The 21,089-nt window shown below is 58.6% G+C and carries 25 protein-coding genes and 1 pseudogene; 13 read left to right on the top strand and 13 right to left on the bottom strand.

Annotated elements, in window-relative coordinates:
* Nucleotides 1-32 precede the first annotated feature (32 nt).
* Nucleotides 33-284 (bottom strand): outer membrane lipoprotei OprI, encoded by a 252-nt coding sequence (gene oprI, locus LOY56_RS07675; protein WP_003172710.1) that lies wholly within the window; start codon nt 282-284, stop codon nt 33-35.
* Nucleotides 285-913: 629 nt separating this feature from the next.
* Here oprI and LOY56_RS07680 point away from each other — a divergent pair.
* Nucleotides 914-1,195, top strand: coding sequence for a GNAT family N-acetyltransferase (locus LOY56_RS07680; protein ID WP_007899932.1), 282 nt, complete (start codon nt 914-916; stop codon nt 1,193-1,195).
* A gap of 69 nt (nt 1,196-1,264) precedes the next feature.
* On the opposite strand, the gene LOY56_RS07685 is transcribed toward LOY56_RS07680, so the two are convergent.
* On the bottom strand, nt 1,265-2,341 hold the full coding sequence (locus LOY56_RS07685) for a 3-deoxy-7-phosphoheptulonate synthase (RefSeq protein ID WP_258620864.1): 1,077 nt from the start codon (nt 2,339-2,341) through the stop codon (nt 1,265-1,267).
* A 162-nt stretch (nt 2,342-2,503) separates the two neighbouring features.
* Nucleotides 2,504-2,932 carry a PilZ domain-containing protein gene (locus LOY56_RS07690; RefSeq protein WP_258620865.1) on the bottom strand — a complete coding sequence of 143 codons (429 nt, stop codon included), beginning with the start codon at nt 2,930-2,932 and terminating at the stop codon, nt 2,504-2,506.
* On the opposite strand from LOY56_RS07690, the gene LOY56_RS07695 reads away from it, so the two are divergent.
* The 5 genes from LOY56_RS07695 (at nt 2,931) to cysB (ending at nt 6,889) form a co-directional block, all read left to right on the top strand.
* Complete coding sequence (locus tag LOY56_RS07695; RefSeq protein ID WP_258620866.1) at nt 2,931-3,317, top strand: co-chaperone YbbN; 387 nt, start codon at nt 2,931-2,933, stop codon at nt 3,315-3,317. The two genes, LOY56_RS07690 and LOY56_RS07695, sit on opposite strands and share 2 nt — an antisense overlap.
* A complete protein-coding gene (locus LOY56_RS07700; RefSeq protein ID WP_258620867.1) occupies nt 3,314-4,270 on the top strand; it encodes a putative 2-dehydropantoate 2-reductase in 957 nt (318 codons plus the stop codon). The genes LOY56_RS07695 and LOY56_RS07700 overlap by 4 nt, the downstream gene beginning before the upstream one ends.
* Nucleotides 4,271-4,295: 25 nt before the next feature.
* Nucleotides 4,296-5,201 carry a 5'-nucleotidase gene (locus tag LOY56_RS07705; protein WP_258620869.1) on the top strand — a complete coding sequence of 302 codons (906 nt, stop codon included), beginning with the start codon at nt 4,296-4,298 and terminating at the stop codon, nt 5,199-5,201.
* Between the two features lie 97 nt (nt 5,202-5,298).
* A complete protein-coding gene (locus LOY56_RS07710) occupies nt 5,299-5,802 on the top strand; it encodes a universal stress protein (RefSeq protein ID WP_258620871.1) in 504 nt (167 codons plus the stop codon).
* A 112-nt stretch (nt 5,803-5,914) separates the two neighbouring features.
* Nucleotides 5,915-6,889: an HTH-type transcriptional regulator CysB gene (cysB, locus tag LOY56_RS07715; protein WP_007899921.1), complete on the top strand. Its 975-nt coding sequence runs from the start codon at nt 5,915-5,917 to the stop codon at nt 6,887-6,889.
* 16 nt (nt 6,890-6,905) lie between these two features.
* Here the strand turns inward: cysB and LOY56_RS07720 are convergent, their stop codons facing one another.
* Both LOY56_RS07720 and LOY56_RS07725 read right to left on the bottom strand, forming a co-directional pair.
* Nucleotides 6,906-7,388, bottom strand: coding sequence for a transcription elongation factor GreAB (locus LOY56_RS07720; RefSeq protein WP_258620872.1), 483 nt, complete (start codon nt 7,386-7,388; stop codon nt 6,906-6,908).
* Nucleotides 7,389-7,402: 14 nt separating this feature from the next.
* Nucleotides 7,403-7,810, bottom strand: a complete 408-nt coding sequence (locus LOY56_RS07725) for a hypothetical protein (protein WP_258620873.1) — start codon at nt 7,808-7,810, stop codon at nt 7,403-7,405.
* Nucleotides 7,811-7,933: 123 nt separating this feature from the next.
* On the opposite strand from LOY56_RS07725, the gene earP reads away from it, so the two are divergent.
* Nucleotides 7,934-9,076: an elongation factor P maturation arginine rhamnosyltransferase EarP gene (gene earP / locus LOY56_RS07730; protein WP_258620874.1), complete on the top strand. Its 1,143-nt coding sequence runs from the start codon at nt 7,934-7,936 to the stop codon at nt 9,074-9,076.
* Nucleotides 9,077-9,124: 48 nt separating this feature from the next.
* Nucleotides 9,125-9,694, top strand: coding sequence for an elongation factor P (locus LOY56_RS07735; protein WP_028619992.1), 570 nt, complete (start codon nt 9,125-9,127; stop codon nt 9,692-9,694).
* A gap of 113 nt (nt 9,695-9,807) precedes the next feature.
* Here LOY56_RS07735 and LOY56_RS07740 read toward each other — a convergent pair whose 3' ends face one another.
* The 4 genes from LOY56_RS07740 to LOY56_RS07755 all read right to left on the bottom strand — a co-directional run bounded on the left by LOY56_RS07740 (nt 9,808) and on the right by LOY56_RS07755 (nt 13,111).
* Nucleotides 9,808-10,821 (bottom strand): alpha/beta hydrolase, encoded by a 1,014-nt coding sequence (locus LOY56_RS07740; protein WP_258620875.1) that lies wholly within the window; start codon nt 10,819-10,821, stop codon nt 9,808-9,810.
* 32 nt (nt 10,822-10,853) lie between these two features.
* On the bottom strand, nt 10,854-11,273 hold the full coding sequence (locus LOY56_RS07745) for an organic hydroperoxide resistance protein (RefSeq protein ID WP_258620876.1): 420 nt from the start codon (nt 11,271-11,273) through the stop codon (nt 10,854-10,856).
* 344 nt (nt 11,274-11,617) lie between these two features.
* Nucleotides 11,618-12,079 (bottom strand): MarR family winged helix-turn-helix transcriptional regulator, encoded by a 462-nt coding sequence (locus tag LOY56_RS07750; RefSeq protein ID WP_258622583.1) that lies wholly within the window; start codon nt 12,077-12,079, stop codon nt 11,618-11,620.
* A gap of 75 nt (nt 12,080-12,154) precedes the next feature.
* The gene (locus LOY56_RS07755) at nt 12,155-13,111 is read right to left on the bottom strand and encodes a LysR family transcriptional regulator (RefSeq protein WP_258622584.1); all 957 of its coding nucleotides are present in this window, start codon (nt 13,109-13,111) and stop codon (nt 12,155-12,157) included.
* A gap of 124 nt (nt 13,112-13,235) precedes the next feature.
* Here LOY56_RS07755 and LOY56_RS07760 point away from each other — a divergent pair, with 124 nt between their 5' ends.
* Nucleotides 13,236-13,970, top strand: a complete 735-nt coding sequence (locus tag LOY56_RS07760) for a sulfite exporter TauE/SafE family protein (protein ID WP_408980378.1) — start codon at nt 13,236-13,238, stop codon at nt 13,968-13,970.
* Here the strand turns inward: LOY56_RS07760 and LOY56_RS07765 are convergent.
* Entirely contained in the window at nt 13,960-14,814 is an 855-nt protein-coding gene (locus tag LOY56_RS07765) for a LysR substrate-binding domain-containing protein (RefSeq protein ID WP_258620878.1), read from the bottom strand. The two genes, LOY56_RS07760 and LOY56_RS07765, sit on opposite strands and share 11 nt — an antisense overlap.
* Before the next feature lie 96 nt (nt 14,815-14,910).
* Between LOY56_RS07765 and LOY56_RS07770 the strand changes: the two genes are divergently transcribed.
* Nucleotides 14,911-15,126, top strand: a complete 216-nt coding sequence (locus LOY56_RS07770) for a DUF1127 domain-containing protein (RefSeq protein ID WP_258620879.1) — start codon at nt 14,911-14,913, stop codon at nt 15,124-15,126.
* Between the two features lie 64 nt (nt 15,127-15,190).
* Nucleotides 15,191-15,595, top strand: a pseudogene (locus LOY56_RS07775) (DNA glycosylase AlkZ-like family protein); the annotation flags it as partial.
* A gap of 120 nt (nt 15,596-15,715) precedes the next feature.
* Here the strand turns inward: LOY56_RS07775 and LOY56_RS07780 are convergent.
* On the bottom strand, nt 15,716-17,062 hold the full coding sequence (locus tag LOY56_RS07780) for a class II 3-deoxy-7-phosphoheptulonate synthase (protein ID WP_258620880.1): 1,347 nt from the start codon (nt 17,060-17,062) through the stop codon (nt 15,716-15,718).
* A gap of 150 nt (nt 17,063-17,212) precedes the next feature.
* On the opposite strand from LOY56_RS07780, the gene LOY56_RS07785 reads away from it, so the two are divergent.
* The gene (locus LOY56_RS07785; RefSeq protein WP_258620882.1) at nt 17,213-17,968 is read left to right on the top strand and encodes a spermidine synthase; all 756 of its coding nucleotides are present in this window, start codon (nt 17,213-17,215) and stop codon (nt 17,966-17,968) included.
* A 159-nt stretch (nt 17,969-18,127) separates the two neighbouring features.
* Here the strand turns inward: LOY56_RS07785 and LOY56_RS07790 are convergent, their stop codons facing one another.
* Together LOY56_RS07790 and LOY56_RS07795 are read right to left on the bottom strand one after the other, a co-directional pair.
* The gene (locus tag LOY56_RS07790; protein ID WP_258620883.1) at nt 18,128-18,919 is read right to left on the bottom strand and encodes a crotonase/enoyl-CoA hydratase family protein; all 792 of its coding nucleotides are present in this window, start codon (nt 18,917-18,919) and stop codon (nt 18,128-18,130) included.
* 89 nt (nt 18,920-19,008) lie between these two features.
* Nucleotides 19,009-19,242 (bottom strand): hypothetical protein, encoded by a 234-nt coding sequence (locus LOY56_RS07795; RefSeq protein ID WP_258620885.1) that lies wholly within the window; start codon nt 19,240-19,242, stop codon nt 19,009-19,011.
* A gap of 110 nt (nt 19,243-19,352) precedes the next feature.
* On the opposite strand from LOY56_RS07795, the gene LOY56_RS07800 reads away from it, so the two are divergent.
* The gene (locus LOY56_RS07800; protein ID WP_095055466.1) at nt 19,353-21,026 is read left to right on the top strand and encodes a DEAD/DEAH box helicase; all 1,674 of its coding nucleotides are present in this window, start codon (nt 19,353-19,355) and stop codon (nt 21,024-21,026) included.
* The last annotated feature ends 63 nt before the right edge of the window (nt 21,027-21,089 follow it).

Raw genomic sequence — 21,089 nt, forward strand, 5'->3', positions numbered from 1 at the left:
TGGGTCGGCTTGATAACAATCCCGAAGGACTATTACTTGCGGCTAGCTTTTTCCAGCATGCGCAGAGCACGCTCGTTAGCTTCGTCAGCAGTCTGTTGTGCTTTTTGAGCAGCAGCCAGAGCTTCATCAGCTTTACGGTAAGCTTCGTCTGCACGAGCCTGGGAGCGAGCAGCTGCGTCTTCAGTAGCGGTCAGGCGTGCTTCGGTTTCTTTCGATACGCTGCTGCAACCGGTAGCCAGAACTGCGGCCAGAGCCAGAGCAGAGAATTTCAGAACGTTATTCATTGTGTTCCCCTTCAAGGACTTTCTATTAAGTAGCTGTCTCCTCAGAGAGAGGAAATAGCCGGCGTACATACTACCCATTACTTGTAGTAAGTAAACTGACGTAGCGCAAGAAGCAAAAAAATTGTAGGCGTTGATTCTTTTTCGAGCAACTTTTAAGTGCATTGTATAAAAAACATCCAGCTGCGAGGCCCGAGCTGAGCGAGACGGCGAAAAAAAGTTCCCGAGGTCGGCCACTGTTTTTCAGTCTTGGCTAAAGTCTGTCTAGATGCAATCGTCCACACTTTTCTTCGGATTCTGCGCAGCGGCTCTCATATCTTTATCGATGTTGAGGTGACTTAAACAAAGGGCGCTCGTCTTAAGTCTCAATGTCCGGCAATGTTCAGGCTTCGACCCGGGAAAATCCTGGTCGAGCCGCCCCTGCATTACCTCAAGCAGCACTGGCCTGCCAGCATGACGAGCGTCCCTTGAGCATTTCTGCCAATGGTGCCTACTATTTGTACGTGCTCGGTTGCGCGAGATGGGTGTTGCTCTCTCGGTGTCCATTCAGGCACGGGGTGGCGTAGATGTTTCTTCGCCGGAAAAACATCGGTAAGGTAGGGGTCAGAATTAAAGACCCGCGAGGAGTAGTGATGAGCGAGGCGTTGTCCATCCACCATGACCAGGCTGGTCATCAGTTCGAGACCACTGTGGACGGTTATCGTGCCTACCTGACCTATATGGATCTGGGAAAACAGACCCTGGATATTTATCGTACCTTTGTGCCCAACGCGCTGCGTGGTCGCGGCATCGCGGCGGCGTTGACCGAGCAAGCACTGCAATACGCCGAGGAAATGGGCTACACAGTCATTCCATCGTGTTCCTACGTGGAGCGCTACATGGAACGTCACGCGCGGCATGCCGCCAAGCTGTGAATAAAGCGAGCGCATAAAAAAACGCCAGGTTTAAGCCTGGCGTTTTTTATGCGTGAAACGAAACGGCGATCAGCTGCGATTGCGTTTAGGCAGCACATCCTTGAGCTTGGCGTGCATGCTGCGCAAGGTGTTTTCGGTGGCGGTCCAGTCGATGCAGGCGTCGGTGATCGACACGCCGTATTGCAGGTCGGCGAGGTCTTTCGGGATCGCCTGGCAGCCCCAGTTCAGGTGACTTTCGACCATCAGGCCGATGATCGACTGGTTGCCTTCGAGGATCTGGTTGGCGACGTTCTCCATCACCAGCGGTTGCAGGGCCGGGTCCTTGTTGGAGTTGGCGTGGCTGCAATCGACCATGATGTTCGGCTTGATCTTCGCTTTGTTCAGCGCTTGCTCGCAGAGCGCGACGCTGACCGAATCGTAGTTCGGTTTGCCGTTACCGCCGCGCAACACCACGTGACCGTAGGCGTTGCCCTTGGTGGTGACGATCGACACGCCACCTTCCTGGTTGATACCCAGGAAACGGTGCGGGCTGGAAACCGATTGCAAGGCGTTGATGGCCACCGTCAGGCCGCCATCGGTGCCATTCTTGAAGCCGACAGCCGAGGACAGGCCGGAAGCCATTTCACGGTGAGTCTGGGATTCGGTGGTGCGTGCGCCGATCGCCGACCAGCTGATCAGGTCCTGCAAGTATTGCGGGGAGATCGGGTCGAGGGCTTCGGTCGCGGTCGGCAGGCCCATTTCGGCCAGGTCCAGCAGCAACTGACGACCGATGTGCAGGCCATCCTGAATCTTGAACGAGTCGTCCAGGTACGGATCGTTGATCAAGCCTTTCCAGCCGACAGTGGTGCGTGGCTTCTCGAAATACACGCGCATGACCAGATACAAGGTATCGGACACTTGCGCCGCGAGCACTTTCAGGCGCTCGGCGTATTCGTGGGCAGCCTTGATGTCATGGATCGAGCACGGCCCGATCACGACGAACAGGCGGTGGTCAGTGCCATCAAGAATGTTGCGAATGACTTCGCGACCCTTGGTGACGGTGCGCAGGGCAGCGTCGCTCAGAGGGATATCACGCTTGAGCTGATCGGGAGTGATCAGGGTCTCGTTGGAGGCGACGTTAAGGTCGTTGATCGGTAAATCAGCCATCGTTTACTCGTCAGGTCACGGGTGCCGGCCGCCAGCGAACCCGCGCGGCGGAGCACAGCAAATTAAGCGCGTCGGGAAGCCGAACCTTAGCGCGTTACACCGTGGCTCGACAATGGGCAGACACTGGTTTAGGGGGCAGAACACCCACTAAACCGGCACTGGCTATGCAAACGCCTTGCGAACCGTGTCGTGGGAGAACTCGTCGGCGTGCATCTGGACCCATTCGAGAGCGAGGGCCTGAATATCCTGCAGGTCGTCGTGCGCGTCATGCTGGCGGCGGTAACGTTCGATCTGACACACCTGTTCGCCCATCCTGGCACTGAACAGCGTCTGTTCATCCACAAAGGCGATGCCGACCAGATAGCCGCGCTTGCGTCGCAGGCACCAAGCCACATAACCCAGAAAACGCAAATCCGGGTTCAGGGTCGGCATGCGTACTTCCAGCGCCGTACCGTGGCGCCATGCGCGGTGGTAATTGCAAGCCATGCCGCCGAGGCTGATTGTGTGCAGCTGTTGTCGCGAAATACACTCAAGTTTGAACAACGTTAATTCGACGGGTACATCGTCAGGATGAGGAAGATAACGTCTCATGAACACGGACTCCCTGTGTCGGCCATCTGACATCGTTTCTCCCAGTATAGTGGTCGAATCGGAATTGACCGATTTCGACGCCGACCAACGGCTGTTGGCGATGAACGGTGTTTCTCTGGTGATTTTTACCAGCGTCGGCTGCGCCAGTTGCCGTTTTGCCCGTGAACAATTGCCTGGTTTCGATCTGGCGGTCGATCGACTGTGCTGGATCGACGCCGGGAACAATGGCGGGGTGGTCGAGCGTTATCGGGTTTTTCATTTGCCGGCGCTGTTTGTGGTTCGCGACGGTGAATTTTTCGGCGCGCTTCAGTCGCGTCTGACCCGCACGGCGCTCAACGAGGCCGTGGCTCATGCGTTGAGCCGACAAGCAGAGGAGTTACCATGACAGGCAAAAAGGCCAAGCCGACGATAGGCATTATCGGGACCGGTGCAATCGGCGGTTTCTATGGGGTGATGCTGGCGCGTGCCGGCTTTGATGTGCACTTTCTGTTGCGCAGTGAATTCTCGGCAGTCGCCGAACGCGGCTTGCATCTCGATCATGCGTCGTTGGGCCCGCTGGTCCTGAACCCGGTCCAGGCCTACTCGTCCGCTGCCGACATGCCGCGGTGTGACTGGCTGTTGGTGGGCGCCAAGACCACCAGTAACGCAGAGCTGGCACCGGCCATTATTCAAGCCGCGGCACCCGATGCCAAAGTGCTGTTGCTGCAAAATGGCCTGGACGTCGAAGACTGTCTGCGCGAATTGCTCCCCGATTCGCTGCACCTGCTCGGCGGGCTCTGTCTGATCTGCGTCCATCGCGCCGGCCCAGGGATCATTACCCATCAGGCGCTAGGGGCTGTGAACGTCGGCTATCACAGCGGCCCCGTCGCCGATGAACAGGCGCGCATGAACATTGTCGAGGAGGGCGCCGGGTTGTTTCGCGCAGCCGGCATCGACGCCCAGGCCATGGCGAACCTGCATCAGGCCCGCTGGCAAAAACTGATCTGGAACATCCCCTACAACGGTCTGTCGGTGCTGCTTGGGGCCAGCACCACTCCGTTGATGGCGGATGCCGACAGCCGCGCGCTGATTCAGGCCTTGATGGCCGAAGTGGTTCAGGGGGCCAAGGCCTGTGGTCACGACATGCCGCCGGGGTACGCCGACTATCTGTTCATGATGACCGAGAAAATGCCCGACTACTGGCCGAGCATGCACCACGATTTTCTGCACAAGCGGCCGCTGGAACTGGAGGCGATCTACACTCGACCACTCGCCGCGGCGAAGGCGGCGGGATGTGAGTTGCCGCGCATCGAAGCCTTGTATCGCAGTTTGAGTTTTATCGACCGACGTAATCACTGAGTCGGTCAAAAGGAGAGGGAAGGGCATGGCAAATGGCATAGACGACAAACTGGTATTGGCGATTTCTTCGCGAGCGCTGTTCGACTTGAGTGAAAGCCACAAGGTTTATCTGTCGAGTGGTGTCGAGGCCTATAGGCAATACCAGATCGAACACGAAGACGAAATTCTTGAGCCCGGCGATGCGTTCCCGTTAGTCGAAAAACTCCTGAACCTGAACGCCAGTCTCGGCCGTGCCCGGGTCGAGGTAATCCTGGTGTCGCGCAACAGCGCCGACACCGGCCTGCGGGTTTTCAATTCGATTCATCACTATGGCCTGGCGATATCGCGTGCGGCATTTGTCGGCGGTCGCAGTCCTTATCCGTACCTCAAGGCCTTTGGCTGCGACCTGTTTCTTTCGACCCATTCCGACGATGTGCGCAGTGCGCTGGAGGCCGGTTTCGCCGCAGCGACTATTCTATCGGGCGGTGCCAGTCGCGCCGCCAGCGATGAATTGCGCATTGCTTTCGACGGTGACGCGGTGCTGTTTTCCGATGAGTCGGAGCGGGTTTATCAGTCCGGAGGCCTTGCAGCGTTTCAGGCCAGCGAACGCGAGTCAGCCCGCGAGCCTTTGCGTGGCGGGCCGTTCAAAGGTTTCCTCGCAGCGCTCAACCTTTTGCAGCGCGAGTTCCCCGATGATGCCTGTCCGATCCGCACCGCACTGGTGACCGCACGCTCGGCGCCGGCCCATGAACGGGTGATCCGCACCTTGCGCGAATGGGATATCCGTCTGGACGAATCGCTGTTCCTCGGCGGTTTGACCAAATCGGCTTTTCTCGAAGCCTTTGCCGCCGACGTGTTTTTCGACGATCAGGCCGGCCATTGCGAGCTGGCCCGCGAAGTGGTCGCCACCGGTCACGTGCCGCATGGCATCAGTAACGAGCCGTCGATTTAAAGCGCAGCGGTTCAATACGTTGCGCCGAACGCCGCTCTCGCCATGGCACTGCTAAGCTGAATCCATCTCCGCCATGTTGGCATTAAAGGAGGTCACTATGATTCATTCGATGCTGTATGCCACCGACCTCGGTCTGTACGCACCTTTTGTGATGCAGCATGCGTTGGCACTGGCTCGAACATTCAATGCCGACTTGTATGTGGTGCACGCGGTTGAGCCGATGGGGTTGTTCGCCGAATCGGTGCTTCAGAGTTACCTCGATGAGCAGGCCTTGAACGAGTTTCACAGTCAGGGCCTGAATAACGTGATTGCCAATATCGAGCAACGGGTGCTCGACAGTTTTCGCGAAGAGCTGGGGGATGAGGGGGAGCAAGACCTGGAACGAATTCGGGCTGTGCGGGTGCTGCAGGGCGATCCGTCGGAAGTGATTCTCGACCAGGCGCAGAAACTCTCCGTCGATTTGTTGATCGTAGGGAGTCACAGTCATGGCGTTGGCGCGGAAACGCCATTGGGCAGGACCGCTGCGCGCGTGTTGCAGCTAGCCCGGGTGCCGGTCTATCTGGTGCCACTGATGGAGCGTCGCCGCAAAGGGGATCGCTAGAACCCGGATAATGGCATTTTGATAAAAAGTTCTAGATTTATTAATCAAACCATTAATATAGTTATATATCGTCGCTGATGCCCGTGGCGTCTACCTGCTTTGAGGGATTCATATGAAGCTTCAACAATTGCGCTACATCTGGGAAGTGGCGCACCACGACCTCAACGTTTCAGCTACTGCCCAAAGCCTCTACACCTCGCAACCGGGCATCAGCAAACAGATTCGTCTGCTGGAAGACGAATTGGGGGTCGAGGTTTTTGCCCGCAGCGGTAAGCACCTGACCCGGGTTACCCCGGCCGGCGAGCGCATCATCACCACCGCTGGCGAGATCCTGCGCAAAGTTGAAAGCATCAAGCAGATCGCCCAGGAATTCTCCAACGAGAAAAAGGGCACCCTGTCGATTGCCACCACCCACACGCAGGCGCGTTATGCATTGCCGCCAGTGATCAGCAATTTCATCAAGCAATACCCGGACGTTGCCCTGCACATGCACCAGGGGTCGCCGATGCAGATCGCCGAAATGGCCGCTGACGGCACCGTCGATTTCGCCATCGCCACTGAAGCCCTGGAACTGTTCGGCGATCTGGTGATGATGCCGTGCTACCGCTGGAACCGCTGCGTGGTGGTGCCTCAAGGCCATCCGCTGACCAAGCTGTCGAAGCTGACCCTCGAAGCCCTGGCCGAATACCCGATCGTGACGTATGTGTTCGGTTTCACCGGCCGCTCGAAACTCGACGAAGCCTTCAGTCATCGTGGCCTGACACCAAAAGTGGTGTTCACCGCCGCCGACGCCGACGTGATCAAGACTTACGTTCGCCTGGGTCTGGGCGTGGGCATCGTGGCGAAGATGGCGGTCGACACCAAACTCGATAGCGACCTGGTGGTGCTTGATGCCAGCGAGTTGTTCGAATCCAGTATTACCAAAATCGGTTTCCGTCGCGGCACGTTCCTGCGTGGCTTCATGTGCGACTTCATCGAGAAATTCGCGCCGCACCTGACCCGCGAAGTGATGGCCAAGGCCATTCAGTGCCACAACAAACAGGAACTGGAAGAGCTGTTCGACGGCGTCGAATTGCCGGTGCATTAATCGTCAATCTTCTTGCCTAGACCACCTCGGTAACAGAAAACTGTTGCCGAGCGCCCGCCACCAGAATCTCCACTTCATCCCCTTCGAACTTGCCCAGCAGGCTTTTGCCCAGCGGCGAGCGAGGGGTGATGACGGTAATCAGTTGCCCCACCAGATCAACCTTCAGCCCGGCCGCGTCAGGGGCCAGGAACAGCCATTGTTCGCGTCCCTTTTCGTCTTCCAGACCGAGCAGGGCGCCGACTTCGATACCGCGCTGATCATCATAAGGCCGCAGTGTCAGGTTCTGGCAAAGGGCTAATGACTGCCTGATTTCTTCCACGCGTCTTGCCTGTCCGGCCGCCAGGTAAGACGCCTCCAGCCCCAGAGTGTCGTATTTGTTTTCGGCTATGTTTTCTTCGTGGGTCGCGGTTTCGTAAGCGGTTTGCGCGGCCCGCTCGGCGATGTCGAGATCGATCCGCAGCTTGTCGATAATCAGTTGGTGGACGGTCGGCTTGTGCATAGAGAGCTTCATGATCAATCGCAGAATTGCAGGACGTTGGCGCGGCTTTTTTCGCTCGGCGCAGTTTGATTCTGCTGCAGCCAGAACTGGCATTTTGGATTGGACAGATTGTGTTTGCTGCTTCTGGCCTGCTCCACCAATTGCTGCTGTTCATTCCTGCGCAGGTGGTCCTCGTACTGCTCGAACATCGGGTTTTGTGGGGCAGGTGGGGCCGGTTGCTCAATCACCAGCGGCTTGGCCAGTTGCTCCACTGCCTGTGCCAAGGGTGCCAGTGGCTCGTTGAACAACAGTCGATACGCGAGCCAGCACGTCAGTGCAATCGCGATGAATCCCAGCCACAAACCAAGGGCAATGCTGCCGGTCAGTTGCAGCGCATTAAACTGGATCGGCAAGGGACGGCGCGGGTTGGGACGGTAGGGCATTATTGCCTCCTGGCGGGTGGTCGCGGCAAGTGGCGATTGTCGCATGAAGATTAATCGCCGTCGGCTCTTCTGCGCGGGGTAATTTATGCGGACAATCGGCGCCTTTGCCAACGGGAGCCTGGAATGCCTGAAATGAAAACCCGCTGGGATATTTTTTGCACCGTGGTCGACAACTTCGGTGACATCGGTGTGACCTGGCGCCTGGCCCGACAACTGGTGGCCGAACATTGCGTGGCGGTGCGCCTGTGGGTCGATGACCTGCGGGCCTTTGAGCGTTTGTGTCCGGATATCGACATCAATGCTGCGCAGCAGTGGCAGCAAGGTGTCGAGGTGCGACAGTGGTCGGCCGACTGGCAGCCCACCGAAGCCGCTGATGTCGTCATCGCAGCCTTCGCTTGCCAGTTGCCGAGTGCGTATATGGAAGCCATGGCCAAACGGAAAAAACCGCCACTGTGGATGAACCTCGATTATCTGAGTGCCGAAGACTGGGTCGTCGGTTGTCATGGCTTGCCGTCGGTGAAGTACAAGAACGTGCAGAAGTTCTTTTTCTTCCCGGGCTTTCGCAAGGGCACCGGTGGCTTGCTGCGGGAAAGCGGATTGCTGGAGCGGCGTCGGCAGTTTCAGCAAAATCCGCAAGCTCAGCGAGAATTCCTGCAAGGCCTGGGAGTTGATCGTGCACCGAATGCACTACTGGTCTCGCTGTTTGCCTACGAAAATACCGGGCTGGCCAGTTGGCTCGACACAATGGCGGCCGATTCGACGCCGACTCATCTGCTGGTACCCGAAGGGCGGATTCTCGGCGATGTCGAGCGTTGGCTCGGCGTGGACGGGCTGGCAGCCAGCGCGGTGCATGTGCGCGACGCCTTGACCGTGCAAGTGCTGCCGTTTGTCCAACAGGATCAATATGACCTGCTGCTGTGGAGCTGCGATTTCAACGCCGTGCGCGGCGAAGACTCCTTTGTCCGCGCCCAATGGGCAGGTCGTCCGCTGCTCTGGCACATCTATCGGCAGGACGAAGACATCCATCTGGACAAACTCGATGCTTTCCTGGCTCTGTACACCCAAGGCCTGTCCGAGCCTGCCCGCGAGGCGATCAGCGGTCTATGGCGGAGGTGGAACGCTGGTGAGACAATGACCGATCACTGGAAATCAACCCGCAAACACTGGCCTGAACTGGAAAAACATGCCGAGACATGGTGTCTGGAACAAGCCTTGCAGGCAGATCTTGCCGCAGCGCTGGTACAGTTTTACCTAAATTGGATATGATACGCGGCCTAGATTTTTGTAAATCCCATCCAAATTCGGATATTCGCAATGAAAACTGGTAAAGAACTGAAACCCGGTACCGTGATCCGTCTCGAAAACGATCCTTGGCTGGTTCAGAAAGCTGAATTCACCAAGTCCGGTCGTAACAGCGCGATCATGAAGACCAAGCTGAAGAACCTGCTGACCGGTTACAAGACCGAGATCGTTTACAGCGCCGACGACAAACTGGACGACGTAATCCTTGACCGCAAAGAAGCGACCCTGTCCTTCATCAGCGGCGACACCTACACGTTCATGGACACCACCGACTACACCATGTACGAGCTGAACGCTGAAGACATCGAAGCCGTTCTGCCTTTCGTTGAAGAAGGCATGACCGATGTTTGCGAAGCGATCTTCTTCGAAGAGCGTCTGGTTTCTGTAGAACTTCCGACCACTATCGTACGTGTAGTTGACTACACCGAAGGTTCCGCTCGCGGCGACACTTCCGGCAAGGTGATGAAGCCTGCCAAACTGAGCAACGGTACTGAGCTGCAAGTTGCTGATTTCATCGAAATCGGTGACAAGATCGAGATCGATACCCGCGAAGGCGGTTCCTACAAAGGCCGTGCTAAATAAGCACAGCTTCAGGAATGAAAAAGCCCGACCATTGAGTCGGGCTTTTTTGTGGCCGATGATCAAGATCAAGAGATCGCAGCCTCGTTCCACTCGACAGCTCCTACAGAGGGTCGTTATTTCAGGTGTTGCTTGAGCTCTTCGCAGGCCTGCAGCATCGCCGAACGCACCGCAGGCACCTGGCTCACCACGTTGAGCAAACCATAGTCGTGGATCATGCCGTTGTAGCGAACTGCCGTGACCGGTACCCCAGCCTCGTCGAGTTTGCGGGCATAGGCTTCACCCTCATCGCGCAGTACATCGGCACTGGCCGTCTGCACCAGAGCAGGTGGCAAGCCTTTGAGTTGCGCGGTGGTCGCCCGCAGCGGTGAGGCGTAGATCTCATTCCGTTGTTTGGCATCGGTGGTGTAGTTGTCCCAGAACCACTTCATCATGTTTTTGGTGAGGAAGTGCCCCTCGGCGAACTGATTGTAGGACGCCGTTTCGAGGCTGGCATCCGTCACCGGCCACAACAGCACCTGGAACCTGATCGCCGGCGCGCCTTTGTCCTTGGCCATCAGCGCAACCACGGCCGCCATGTTGCCACCGACACTGTTGCCGGCCACGGCCAGACGTTTGCCGTCGACGTTGATTTCTTTGCCGTGCTCGGCCACCCACTTCGTCGCGGCGTACGCCTGGTTAATCGCCACCGGGTAATGTGCTTCCGGCGACGGGGTGTAATTGACGAACACCGCCGCCGCGCCCGAACCCGTTACCAAGTCCCGAACCAGTCGTTCGTGGGTCGGGAAGTCCCCCAGCACCCAGCCCCCGCCGTGGAAGAACATGAACACTGGCAACTCGCCTTTGACCCCGGCCGGCCGAACGATGGTCAGGCTGATCGGTTGGCCATCGACCTGGATGGTCTTCTCGCTGACGTCGGCTTTGGGCAGTGTCACTTTCACCCCGACCTGCACACCCACCAACACCGCACGGGCTTCGGCAGGGGTGAGCTGTTCCATCGGTTTGCCGGTGCCGGCATTCAGTACATCGAGGAAGGCCTGGGTGTTGTGGTCAACCCCATTGCCTGCGAATGCACTGTTGATGGACAGGGCGAGAAGGGTACCGGTCAAGACTTTGCTGAAAGTGTTCATGTTCATTTCCTGTTCGACCTTGGAGTCAGCGGTTAGACGGTAACGTGCAGGCGTACATCGACATTGCCACGGGTGGCGTTGGAGTACGGGCAAACCTGGTGGGCAGCTTCGACCAGGCTTTGCGCATCGGCTTGCTCAAGCCCCGGCAGGCTGATGTGCAGATCGATGTCCAGACCGAAACCGCCAGGGATCTGGCCAACGCCGACATGGGCGATGATCGATACATCGTCCGGGATTTTGCGTTTGGTCTGGCTGGCGACGAATTTCAGCGCGCCGATAAAGCAGGCGGAGTAGCCGGCGGCGAACAGTTGTTCAGGGTTGGTTGCGGCGCCGCCAGCACCACCGAGTTCTTTAGGCGTGGCGAGTTTGACGTCGAGGACGTTGTCGCTGGAGATCGCACGACCATCACGGCCGCCGGTGGAGGTTGCGATTGCGGTGTAGAGCGTTTGCATGGTGAGAGCCTCATTCGAGTTTTGATGTTTTTGCGCTAAATGTTTGCGCGCTAAATAAGTTCGAGATGAATGTAGCTCGCTAATATTTAGTGCGCAATATAAATTTTAGAAAATATGAGATGCGAGTCGTAGATCCAACAGTTCGATTGGGAAGGAGAGGTCTGAGATAGAGGCTTTCGTGCGGATTTTTTACGAGAAGAATTTTTTTGCGATGGGGAGGACGCCTTCGCGGGCAAGTCGGGTCGCCGCACCGCTCGCTCTAACGGATTTCGGTTTGTAAACGACCCAAACCTGTAGAGAGCGGTGCGGCGACCCGACTTGCCCGCGAAGAACGATAACGCGGTCTAAAGGCTATCTTGCAGATGGCTACGCAGCGCTTGGAGATCCGCTTGCAGCTTTTTCAACTGTTCCAGCGTTTGTCCGCTGGCGCCGAGAATGCACTGCGGAATGCCGCGCGCTTTGTCTCGCAATGCACGCCCTTGTTCGGTCAGTTCAACAATCACCACCCGTTCGTCTTCACGGCTGCGGGTGCGGCTCAGCAGGCCTTCGGCTTCCAGACGCTTGAGCAACGGGGTGAGGGAGCCGGGATCGGTCAGCAGTCGGCTGCTGATTTCGCCGACCGTCAGCCCATCCTTTTCCCACAACACCATCATCGCCAGGTACTGCGGATAGGTCAGGCCCAGCGCTTGCAGCAGCGGCTTGTAGACTTTGGTCATCAGCAGCGAGGTGGAATGCAGGGCGAAGCAGACCTGATTGTCCAGCAGTAGGTCGTCACAGGTGTCCGGGTTGTTGCGCTCGGTGTTCATTTCAAAGTCAAAGCCTTGGTCAGTGATCGTCATGAATCTAGCGGGCGAATCTTTAATGCGCCAGATAATTCTGGACTAGTGGCGGTCCAGGTTGGTTTGCAGCGCCAGATCCCACGGCGGGATGGGGCTGAAACGGGTCTTCAGGTATTCCAGCAACAAGCGGCTGCGCGAACTGGGTTGCTGCTCCAGGCGCAACGCATAAATGCCGGTGCTCTCCGGTTTTGGCAGACCGTTTTCGCAGAACAGCGGCAGCAGTTCGCCACGTAATAAATATTCGCTGGCCAGCCAGGTCGGCAAGTGCGCGATGCCCAATCCGGCCAGTGCGCCGCAGACCAGCGCCTCGGCATTGTTGGCGCTCATGCGGATTCGCGCTGGCCGGTGCAAGTGCATCTGGTCATCCCGCTCGAAGCGCCAGGCGAACGGCGGAGCCAGGCCTTCCCAGTCGAGGCCGTCATGGTCGACCAACTGCGCCGGATCGGTCGGCACGCCACGGCGTTGCAGGTAATCGGGGCTGGCGCAGGCGATGCGCACCATGCTCGCCAGCGGCGTGGCCACCAGCCGGGTATCGGCCATCTGCCCGGCACGCAATACCAGATCGACCTTGCCCAGATTCGAGCCCTGCATATCGACAAAGCTGTCGATCAGGTGCAATTGCACGTCGAGGCCGGGGTAAAGCGTCAGGAAGTCGGCAATCACCGGCGCCAGGTGTCGGCGCCCGAACGCTGCTGGCGCATCCACCCGAATCAAGCCTTCCGGCGCACTGCTCAGGGACACCGCTTCCGCCCGGGCCAGGCGCAGCTCAGCGACGATCCGCCGCGCGCGTTCGGCAAAAGCCAAACCGGCCGGGGTCGCTCGTACCGCATGAGTGCTGCGAATGAACAGCTGACTGCCAACGGCGTTTTCGAGGCTGTCGATGCGTCGCGCCACTGCCGAAGGCGTCAATGGATGGCGTCGGGACGCGGCGGAAAAACTGCCGCTTTCCAGCACATCGAGAAACAGGCCAAGTTGTTCGGTCAATTGATTGGGGTTCATGGTTTGTCGGCGCTTGTGCGAAATTGGCACAGCCATTGTGCGTTGCTGTGCGTTTCCCCGCCAGAGCCGACTGCGTAGGATGAACAGCCTGACAAAAGGAAGATCGCCTGTGATTGAGCTCTTGATGTATCTGGTTTTTGGCGCGGCCTTGGGAACCCTCGGCGGCCTGTTCGGCATTGGGGGCGGATTGGTCGCGATCCCGCTGCTGGGCGTGTGGTTCGGTCTCGATCAGCAGATTGCCCAAGGCACGGCGCTGGTGATGGTGGTGCCAAACGTGATGCTGGCGCTGTGGCGCTATCACCAGCGCAATCGCATCGAATTGCGGCATGCGCTGCCACTGGCTTCAATGGGGTTCTGCTTTGCCTGGATCGGTTCGATCTGGGCGGTGGGTATCGATGCGCAAACCATGCGCCTGGGCTTCGTCGCCTTTCTGATCGCGCTGTCGGCCTACAACCTGATGCGAATGTTCACCGCCAACGCACCGGCCTCTGCGCAAATGCGCTATTCCTGGCCGTGGCTGGGTGTGCTCGGCGCGGCTTCCGGGACGATGGGCGGGCTATTTGGAGTGGGCGGGGCGGTGGTGGCAACGCCGGTGTTGACCAGCCTGTTCGGCACCACCCAAGTGGTTGCCCAGGGTTTGGCGCTGGCGCTGGCGTTGCCGAGTACGGGCGTCACCCTGGCGACTTATGCGGTGCACCATCAGGTGCATTGGGCGATCGGTGTGCCGTTGGCGATCGGTGGACTGATGAGCATCAGTTGGGGCGTGAGAATTGCCCACGCATTGCCGGAGCGACTCCTGCGCGGGCTGTTCTGTGGTTTTCTGGTGGTCTGCGCAGTGATGCTCGCGTTTAAAGTTTGAAGCCTTCGACGATGTGTTCGGCCAGGCATTCGGTGATAGGCGAAGGGTTGTTCAGGTTGCGGATCAGCATGATGCTGGCTTCCGGCAACAGCGGCAGGTCTTCGTTGGCGCCAAGGATGCGCATGTCCGGTGTGATCAGGCTTTCCAGCTGCGCGGTGATCGCCAGACCCGCGCTGACCACGGCCATCAACGCCGACAGGCTGGAGCTGTTGTAGGCAATGCGGTAATCACGGCCCATGGCGTTCAGGGCATTGCACGCCCAGAGGCGACAGAAGCAATCACTGTTGAACATTGCCAGCGGCAGCGGCGTCTGCTCATGGGCGCTGAAGCATTGGGCTTCGGCCCACACAAAACGCTCCTTGCGCAGTAATTGGCCGATCTCGTTACCCGGCTCGCGGGTGACGATGGACAGGTCCAGGTCCTGGCGCTGCAACAGTTGCTTGGTCGATTCGCAGTGAACCTCGATCTGGATCAGCGGATAGAACTGCGCGAAACGCGACAGGATGCCCGGCAGAAAGCGCATGACGTAATCGTCGGGCGTACCGATGCGCACCGTGCCGACCATGTGCGGCTCGCGCAGGGTATTGAAGACTTCGCTGTGGAGTTTGAGGATGCGCCGCGCATAGCCCAGCAATACCTGACCTTCGGCGGTCAGCTTGACCTGGCGCCCGTCGCGTTCGAACAGTTGGCGCTGCAACACGTCCTCTTCCAGGCGTTTCATCTGCATGCTCACCGCCGACTGGGTGCGGTTGACCATTTCACCGGCGCGGGTAAAACCGCCCTGATCGGCGATCGCTACGAAGGTGCGCAGTACATCGGTATCGATACTGGGGTAAGCGGACATTCATCAATCTCCGAGATGTATGCCATCAGAAACATTCGTTGGATTGATCTTAGCGCTGGCGCGAGACTTGGGCCATCCCTGAAGGAGGGCTACACGATGAAAGGTCACAACGAGCATGTAACGGAACAAAAATTCTCAATCCACGCTGTCTCCGATCTGCTGCACAAGTTTAGTCGCTGGTACGAACTTCACCATGAGCGTGAAATGTTGGCGGGCTTGAGCGACGAAGCACTGAAGGATATCGGCGTGAGCCGCGCGGATGTGGAGCATGAGACGGTAAGGCCGTTCTGGGATGATCCGATGCATAAATGATGATGCCATTGCTACACAAACCGCTTATGAGTGACGTAGGTTGCGAGCAGACAAGGAGATGCTCATGCCCGCCACACAATCCTTTTCTCTCAAACAGGCTCGGCGTCTGGCGCTGGCCGCCCAAGGGTTCAATGGGCGCCAGTCGCCGACCGCGTTCAAAGCGGTTCTGCTCAACCGGCTGATCGAGCGTCTGGGCATTTTGCAGATCGATTCGGTCAATGCGTTGGTGCGTTCGCACTACCTTCCCTTGTTCTCCCGTCTTGGCAATTACTCATCCGACTTGCTTGATCAGGCTGCCTGGAGTCAGGGCCGTCGACGCACGTTGTTCGAGTACTGGGGCCACGAAGCGTCTCTGCTGCCCTTGTCGATGTACCCTTTGATGCGTTGGCGCATGCAGCGCGCGACCCGCGGCGAAGACATCTATCAGCAACTGGCGCGCTTCGGTCATGAGCTGCAAGACACGATTCGCGGTTGCGGGTGGCATTGGCTCAATTCAGTGTTGTTTGAGCTGACGCCTTCGCGAGCAAGCCCGCACAGGTACAGCGCAATCCTGTGGGGGCGAGCCTGCTCGCGATGGGTTCAATGCGGTTTAGCGTCGAACCTGTTTCAGGGTTTCCGCAATCAAAAACGCCAATTCCAGCGACTGATCGGCATTCATCCGCGGGTCGCAGTGGGTGTGGTAACGATCCGACAGGCCATCCTCGGTAATCGGCCGCGCCCCGCCGATGCATTCGGTGACGTTCTGCCCGGTCATTTCGATGTGGATACCGCCGGCATAACTGCCTTCCGCCTCGTGAACCTGGAAGAACTGTTTCACCTCGCCAAGGATCTGCGCGAAGTCGCGGGTCTTGTAGCCGCTGCTGGCCTTGATGGTGTTGCCATGCATTGGATCGGAGCTCCAAAGCACCTGCTTGCCCTCGCGCTGTACCGCGCGGATCAGCTGTGGCAAGTGATCGTCGACCTTGTTCGCGCCCATCCGCGCAATCAGGTTCAGGCGACCCGGGTCGTTGTCCGGGTTGAGCACATCGATCAGGCGAATCAGGTCTTCGGGGTTCATGCTCGGGCCGACCTTCACGCCGATCGGGTTGTGCACCCCACGGAGGAATTCGACATGCGCGCCGTCGAGCTGACGGGTACGGTCGCCGATCCACAGCATGTGGGCCGAGCAATCGTAGTAGTCGTTGGTCAGGCTGTCGCGGCGCACGAAGGCTTCTTCGTAGTTCAGCAGCAGCGCTTCGTGGGCGGTGAAGAAACTGGTTTCGCGCAGTTGCGGCGAGCTGTCCATGCCGCAGGCACGCATGAAGGCCAGGGTTTCATCGATGCGATCAGCCAAGTGGCTGTATTTCTCGGCCAGCGCCGAGTTGGCGATGAAGTCCAGGTTCCATTTGTGCACCTGATGCAGGTCGGCAAAGCCGCCCTGGGCGAAGGCGCGCAGCAGGTTCAGGGTTGCCGTGGACTGGTGATAAGACTGCAGTAGACGATCCGGGTCCGGCACGCGGCTTTTTTCGTCGAAACCAATGCCGTTGACGATGTCGCCACGGTAGGCCGGCAGTGTCACGCCGTTGATGGTTTCATCGTTGGCCGAACGGGGTTTGGCGAACTGGCCGGCCATGCGTCCGACTTTGACCACCGGGCAACCGGCGGCGAAGGTCATGACGATCGCCATTTGCAGCAATACTTTAAACGTGTCGCGAATTTTCGCGGCGGAGAATTCGGCGAAGCTTTCGGCGCAGTCACCGCCTTGCAACAGAAACGCCCGGCCCTGAGTCACTTCGGCAAACTGACGGCGCAACTCCCGGGCTTCGCCGGCAAATACCAGCGGCGGATAGCTCGCCAGGGTTTGCTCGACCTGCAGCAAATGCGCCGCGTCGGGGTATTGAGGTTGCTGCTGGATCGGCAGGGCGCGCCAGCTGTCAGGGCTCCAGGGTTGGCTCATTGCAGTCTCTAGTGTTTTCCGCTCGGACGGTTATGTTATCAGCAATTAGTGCGTGACCTGCTCCCATCGCTTCGCGGACAATCGCGCCTTTGCCGCCTTATTGCGCTGCTATTTACTGCATTGCAGGCCCGGTAACGATCAGGAGACGAAATGACTGAGGAGCGCGTCGAGCATCTGCTCGCCGAGGTACAGGATGAGTTCGGCGTGATTCGCGTGCTGGAAGTGGCCGATTACCGTTTTCTGGAGTTCGGTGATGCCATCGAACAGAGCTGCGTGTTCACCGCCGACCCGAGTTGGCTCGAGTACGATTACACCCGCGCGATGCTGATTGGCGCGCTGTGCCACGAACAGCCGGAAAGCGCGCTGTTCCTCGGGCTCGGCGCCGGCACTCTGACCCAGGCTTGCCTCAAGTTCCTGCCGCTGGAAGATGTCGAAGCCATCGAGCTGCGTCCGGATGTACCGCGCCTAGCCATCGAATACCTCGGGCTGGATGACGATCCAAGGCTGTACATCCGCGTCGGCGATGCCTTGGAGTTACTTGATACGGCTGAGCCAGCGGACCTGATTTTCGTTGACCTCTATACCGATGTCGGGCCGGGTGTCGGGCATCTGGCCTGGGGTTTTCTGGAAAACTGCCAGAAGCGTTTGAATCCGGGGGGCTGGCTGGTGATCAACCAATGGGCCACCGACGATGGTCGACCGTTGGGGGCGGCGTTGTTGCGCGGTCTCTATCACCGGCATTACTGGGAACTGCCGGTGAAGGAGGGCAACGTGATTCTGATCGTGCCATCGGAGCTGGATCAGGTGCTGGACATGGATGGGCTGATCGCTCGCGCTGAAGGCCTGGCGCCACGGTTGGGGTATTCGTTGCAGTCGTTGATCAAGGCGATTCGGCCGGCGACGTGAAGCGATGAGGTCATTTGTGGCGAGGGAGCTTGCTCCCGCTTGATCGGGCTGGCGCTCCAGTGCGTAGCACTCACAAAATCTGCATTGATTGCCAAGATTTTTTGGGGCCGCTTCGCAGCCCAACGGGAGCAAGCTCCCTCGCCACAAAAGGCTGACATGTCAGCAGCCTTTGAAAACGCCCGGCCGCTTCTCGATCATCGACCGCACACCCTCCTTGGCATCCTCGCTGTTCAGCAATGTCTTCACCAGCGCCGGCAATGCCTGAGCGGCTGCCGTTTCACCCTCATAACGCGCCTGCCGGGCCGACATCAACGTCGCCTGAACCCCAAGTGGCGCCTGCCGGGCAATCCGCTCCGCCAATTCAATAGCCCGTGGCAACAAGTCCTCGCTGGCCATTACTTCCTGCACCAACCCCAGGTGCAAGGCGTCATGGGCGTCGAACTCATCGCCAGTAAGCAACCAGCGCATGGCATTGCCCCAGCCGGCGACCTGATGCAGGCGCAAGGTGGCGCCGCCGAACGGGAAGATCCCGCGTTGCACTTCCTTCTGGGCAAAACGGGTATTGCTGGCGCACAGGTTGATGTCGGCAGCCAGCATCAACTCGATGCCAACGGTCAGGCAGTAGCCTTGAGCCGCGACGATCACCGGTTTGCTGACCCGAGGGCCTGCGAACACGCCCCACGGGTCGCAGCCACCGGGCGGTGCCTGCCAGCCTTCGGCCAGGGCCGCGCCGGCGCTGACCAGATCGAGCCCGGCAGTGAAATGCTCGCCATGGCCGAATACCACCGCGACCCGCGCCTCGCTGTCGGCCTCGAACTCGCCATAGGCCAGGCTGAGTGCGTTGAGCAGGTCGAGGTCGAAGGCATTGCGTTTGGCCACCCGATCCAGGCCGATCATCAGGACATGACCGTGTCGTTCACGGGTTACGCGACTGGGGCTTGGCTGATTCATGGGACATTTCCTCGGGCGAAAAGAGGCGGGAAAAGTATATGAGAGACCGACGGTCTGCCTCACAAGAGTGAACCGTTTTAGCGCCATCGTCAGCAGGGCCGGGCCTTTGCAAAATAGACCGGCACAGGATTATCCGCAAAGCCCGTGACACAACGCTGTACGCCGGTTTTTTCCGATAAAAAAAGCTCCCTTTTCGGGCGAATTCCGGTATAGTGCGCGCCGGCCTTTAACCGGGCCGCGTTTAGGTAGCGCAATTCCCCGAAGTCAGCTTCGGCTGCACGTCCGCACAGCGGACTCTTCCTTGACGAATCTTTTTCATTCATTCGTTTTCGCAAATCCCCGCCGACAAAGCAGCCAGGGCGACTCTTGAGTCTTACACGGCATGCGCAGCTTTGGAGCATGGGTCTTTGCGGATGCACTTAGAGGCAGACCCATGACCCAGGAAACCGGCGGCTTCGCCGCTTTTAATCTTAATCCGAATATTCTTGCAGCTGTCATTGCGACCGGCTACGAAGAACCTTCGGCTATTCAGCAGCAATCGATCCCGATCATCATGGCCGGTCACGACATGATTGGTCAGGCGCAAACCGGTACGGGTAAAACCGCCGCGTTCGCCCTGCCGATCCTGCACCGCATCGATCCTGCCAAGCGCGAGCCGCAAGCCCTGATCCTGGCGCCAACCCGTGAGTTGGCGCTGCAAGTAGCAACCGCTTTCGAAACCTACGCCAAGCAAATGCCGGGCGTTACCGTTGTGGCCGTTTACGGCGGCGCGCCTATGGGCCCACAACTGAAAGCAATCCGTAATGGCGCACAGATCGTTGTCGCCACGCCGGGCCGTCTGTGCGACCACTTGCGTCGTGACGAAAAAGTCCTGGCCACCGTGAACCACCTGGTTCTCGACGAAGCCGATGAAATGCTCAAACTGGGTTTCATGGACGACCTCGAAGTTATCTTCAAGGCGCTGCCACCTACCCGTCAGACCGTATTGTTCTCGGCCACCCTGCCGCAGTCGATCCGTGCCATTGCCGAACGCCATCTGCGCGATCCGCAACACGTGAAGATCCAGACCAAGACTCAGACCGTTACCGCGATCGAACAGGCTCACCTGTTGGTTCACGCTGACCAGAAGACCTCGGCTGTATTGAGCCTGCTGGAAGTGGAAGATTTTGACGCCCTGATCATGTTCGTGCGCACCAAGCAAGCGACCCTGGACCTGGCCAGTGCCCTGGAAGCCAAAGGCTACAAAGCCGCTGCGCTGAACGGTGATATTGCTCAGAACCAGCGTGAGCGCGTGATCGACTCCCTCAAGGATGGCCGTCTGGACATCGTTGTAGCGACCGACGTTGCTGCTCGTGGTCTGGACGTTCCGCGCATCACTCACGTGTTCAACGTTGACATGCCGTACGACCCTGAGTCCTACGTTCACCGTATCGGTCGTACCGGTCGTGCCGGTCGCGAAGGTCGTGCACTGCTGTTGGTGACTCCTCGTGAGCGCCGCATGCTGCAAGTGATCGAGCGTGTAACCGGTCAGAAGGTTGCCGAAGTTCGTCTGCCGGACGCCCAGGCTGTTCTCGATGCCCGCATCAAAAAACTGACCAACAGCCTGTCGCCGCTGGTCGCTGATGCCGAATCGACTCATGGTGATCTGCTGGATCGCCTGACCGCCGACATCGGTTGCACCCCGCGTGCACTGGCCGCTGCTCTGCTGCGCAAGGCAACCAACGCTCAGGCGCTGACCCTGGCCGCCATCGAGAAAGAACGTCCATTGGTGCCGAACAACGCACCGCGTGGCGATCGTCCAGAGCGTTCCGGTGATCGTCCGGACCGTGGTGATCGCGAGCGTCGTGCTCCGGTTCCATTGGCCGAAGGTCGTGCTCGTTGCCGTACCGCGCTGGGTGCGCGTGATGGTATCGCTGCCAAGAACCTGCTGGGCGCCATCCTGAATGAAGGCGGTTTGGCGCGTGAAGCCATCGGCCGCATCCAGGTGCGTGACAGCTTCAGCCTCGTCGAGCTGCCGGAAGATGGTCTGGAGAAACTCCTGACCAAGCTGAAGGACACTCGCGTTGCCGGTAAGCAGTTGAAGCTGCGTCGCTACCGCGAAGATTGATCCGCTCTCGAGTTGATTGATCGCACATAAAAAATCCCCGACTGGTTCGGGGATTTTTTTTGC

Origin of the sequence: Pseudomonas sp. B21-048 (assembly GCF_024748615.1) — a bacterium.
Taxonomy (GTDB): domain Bacteria; phylum Pseudomonadota; class Gammaproteobacteria; order Pseudomonadales; family Pseudomonadaceae; genus Aquipseudomonas.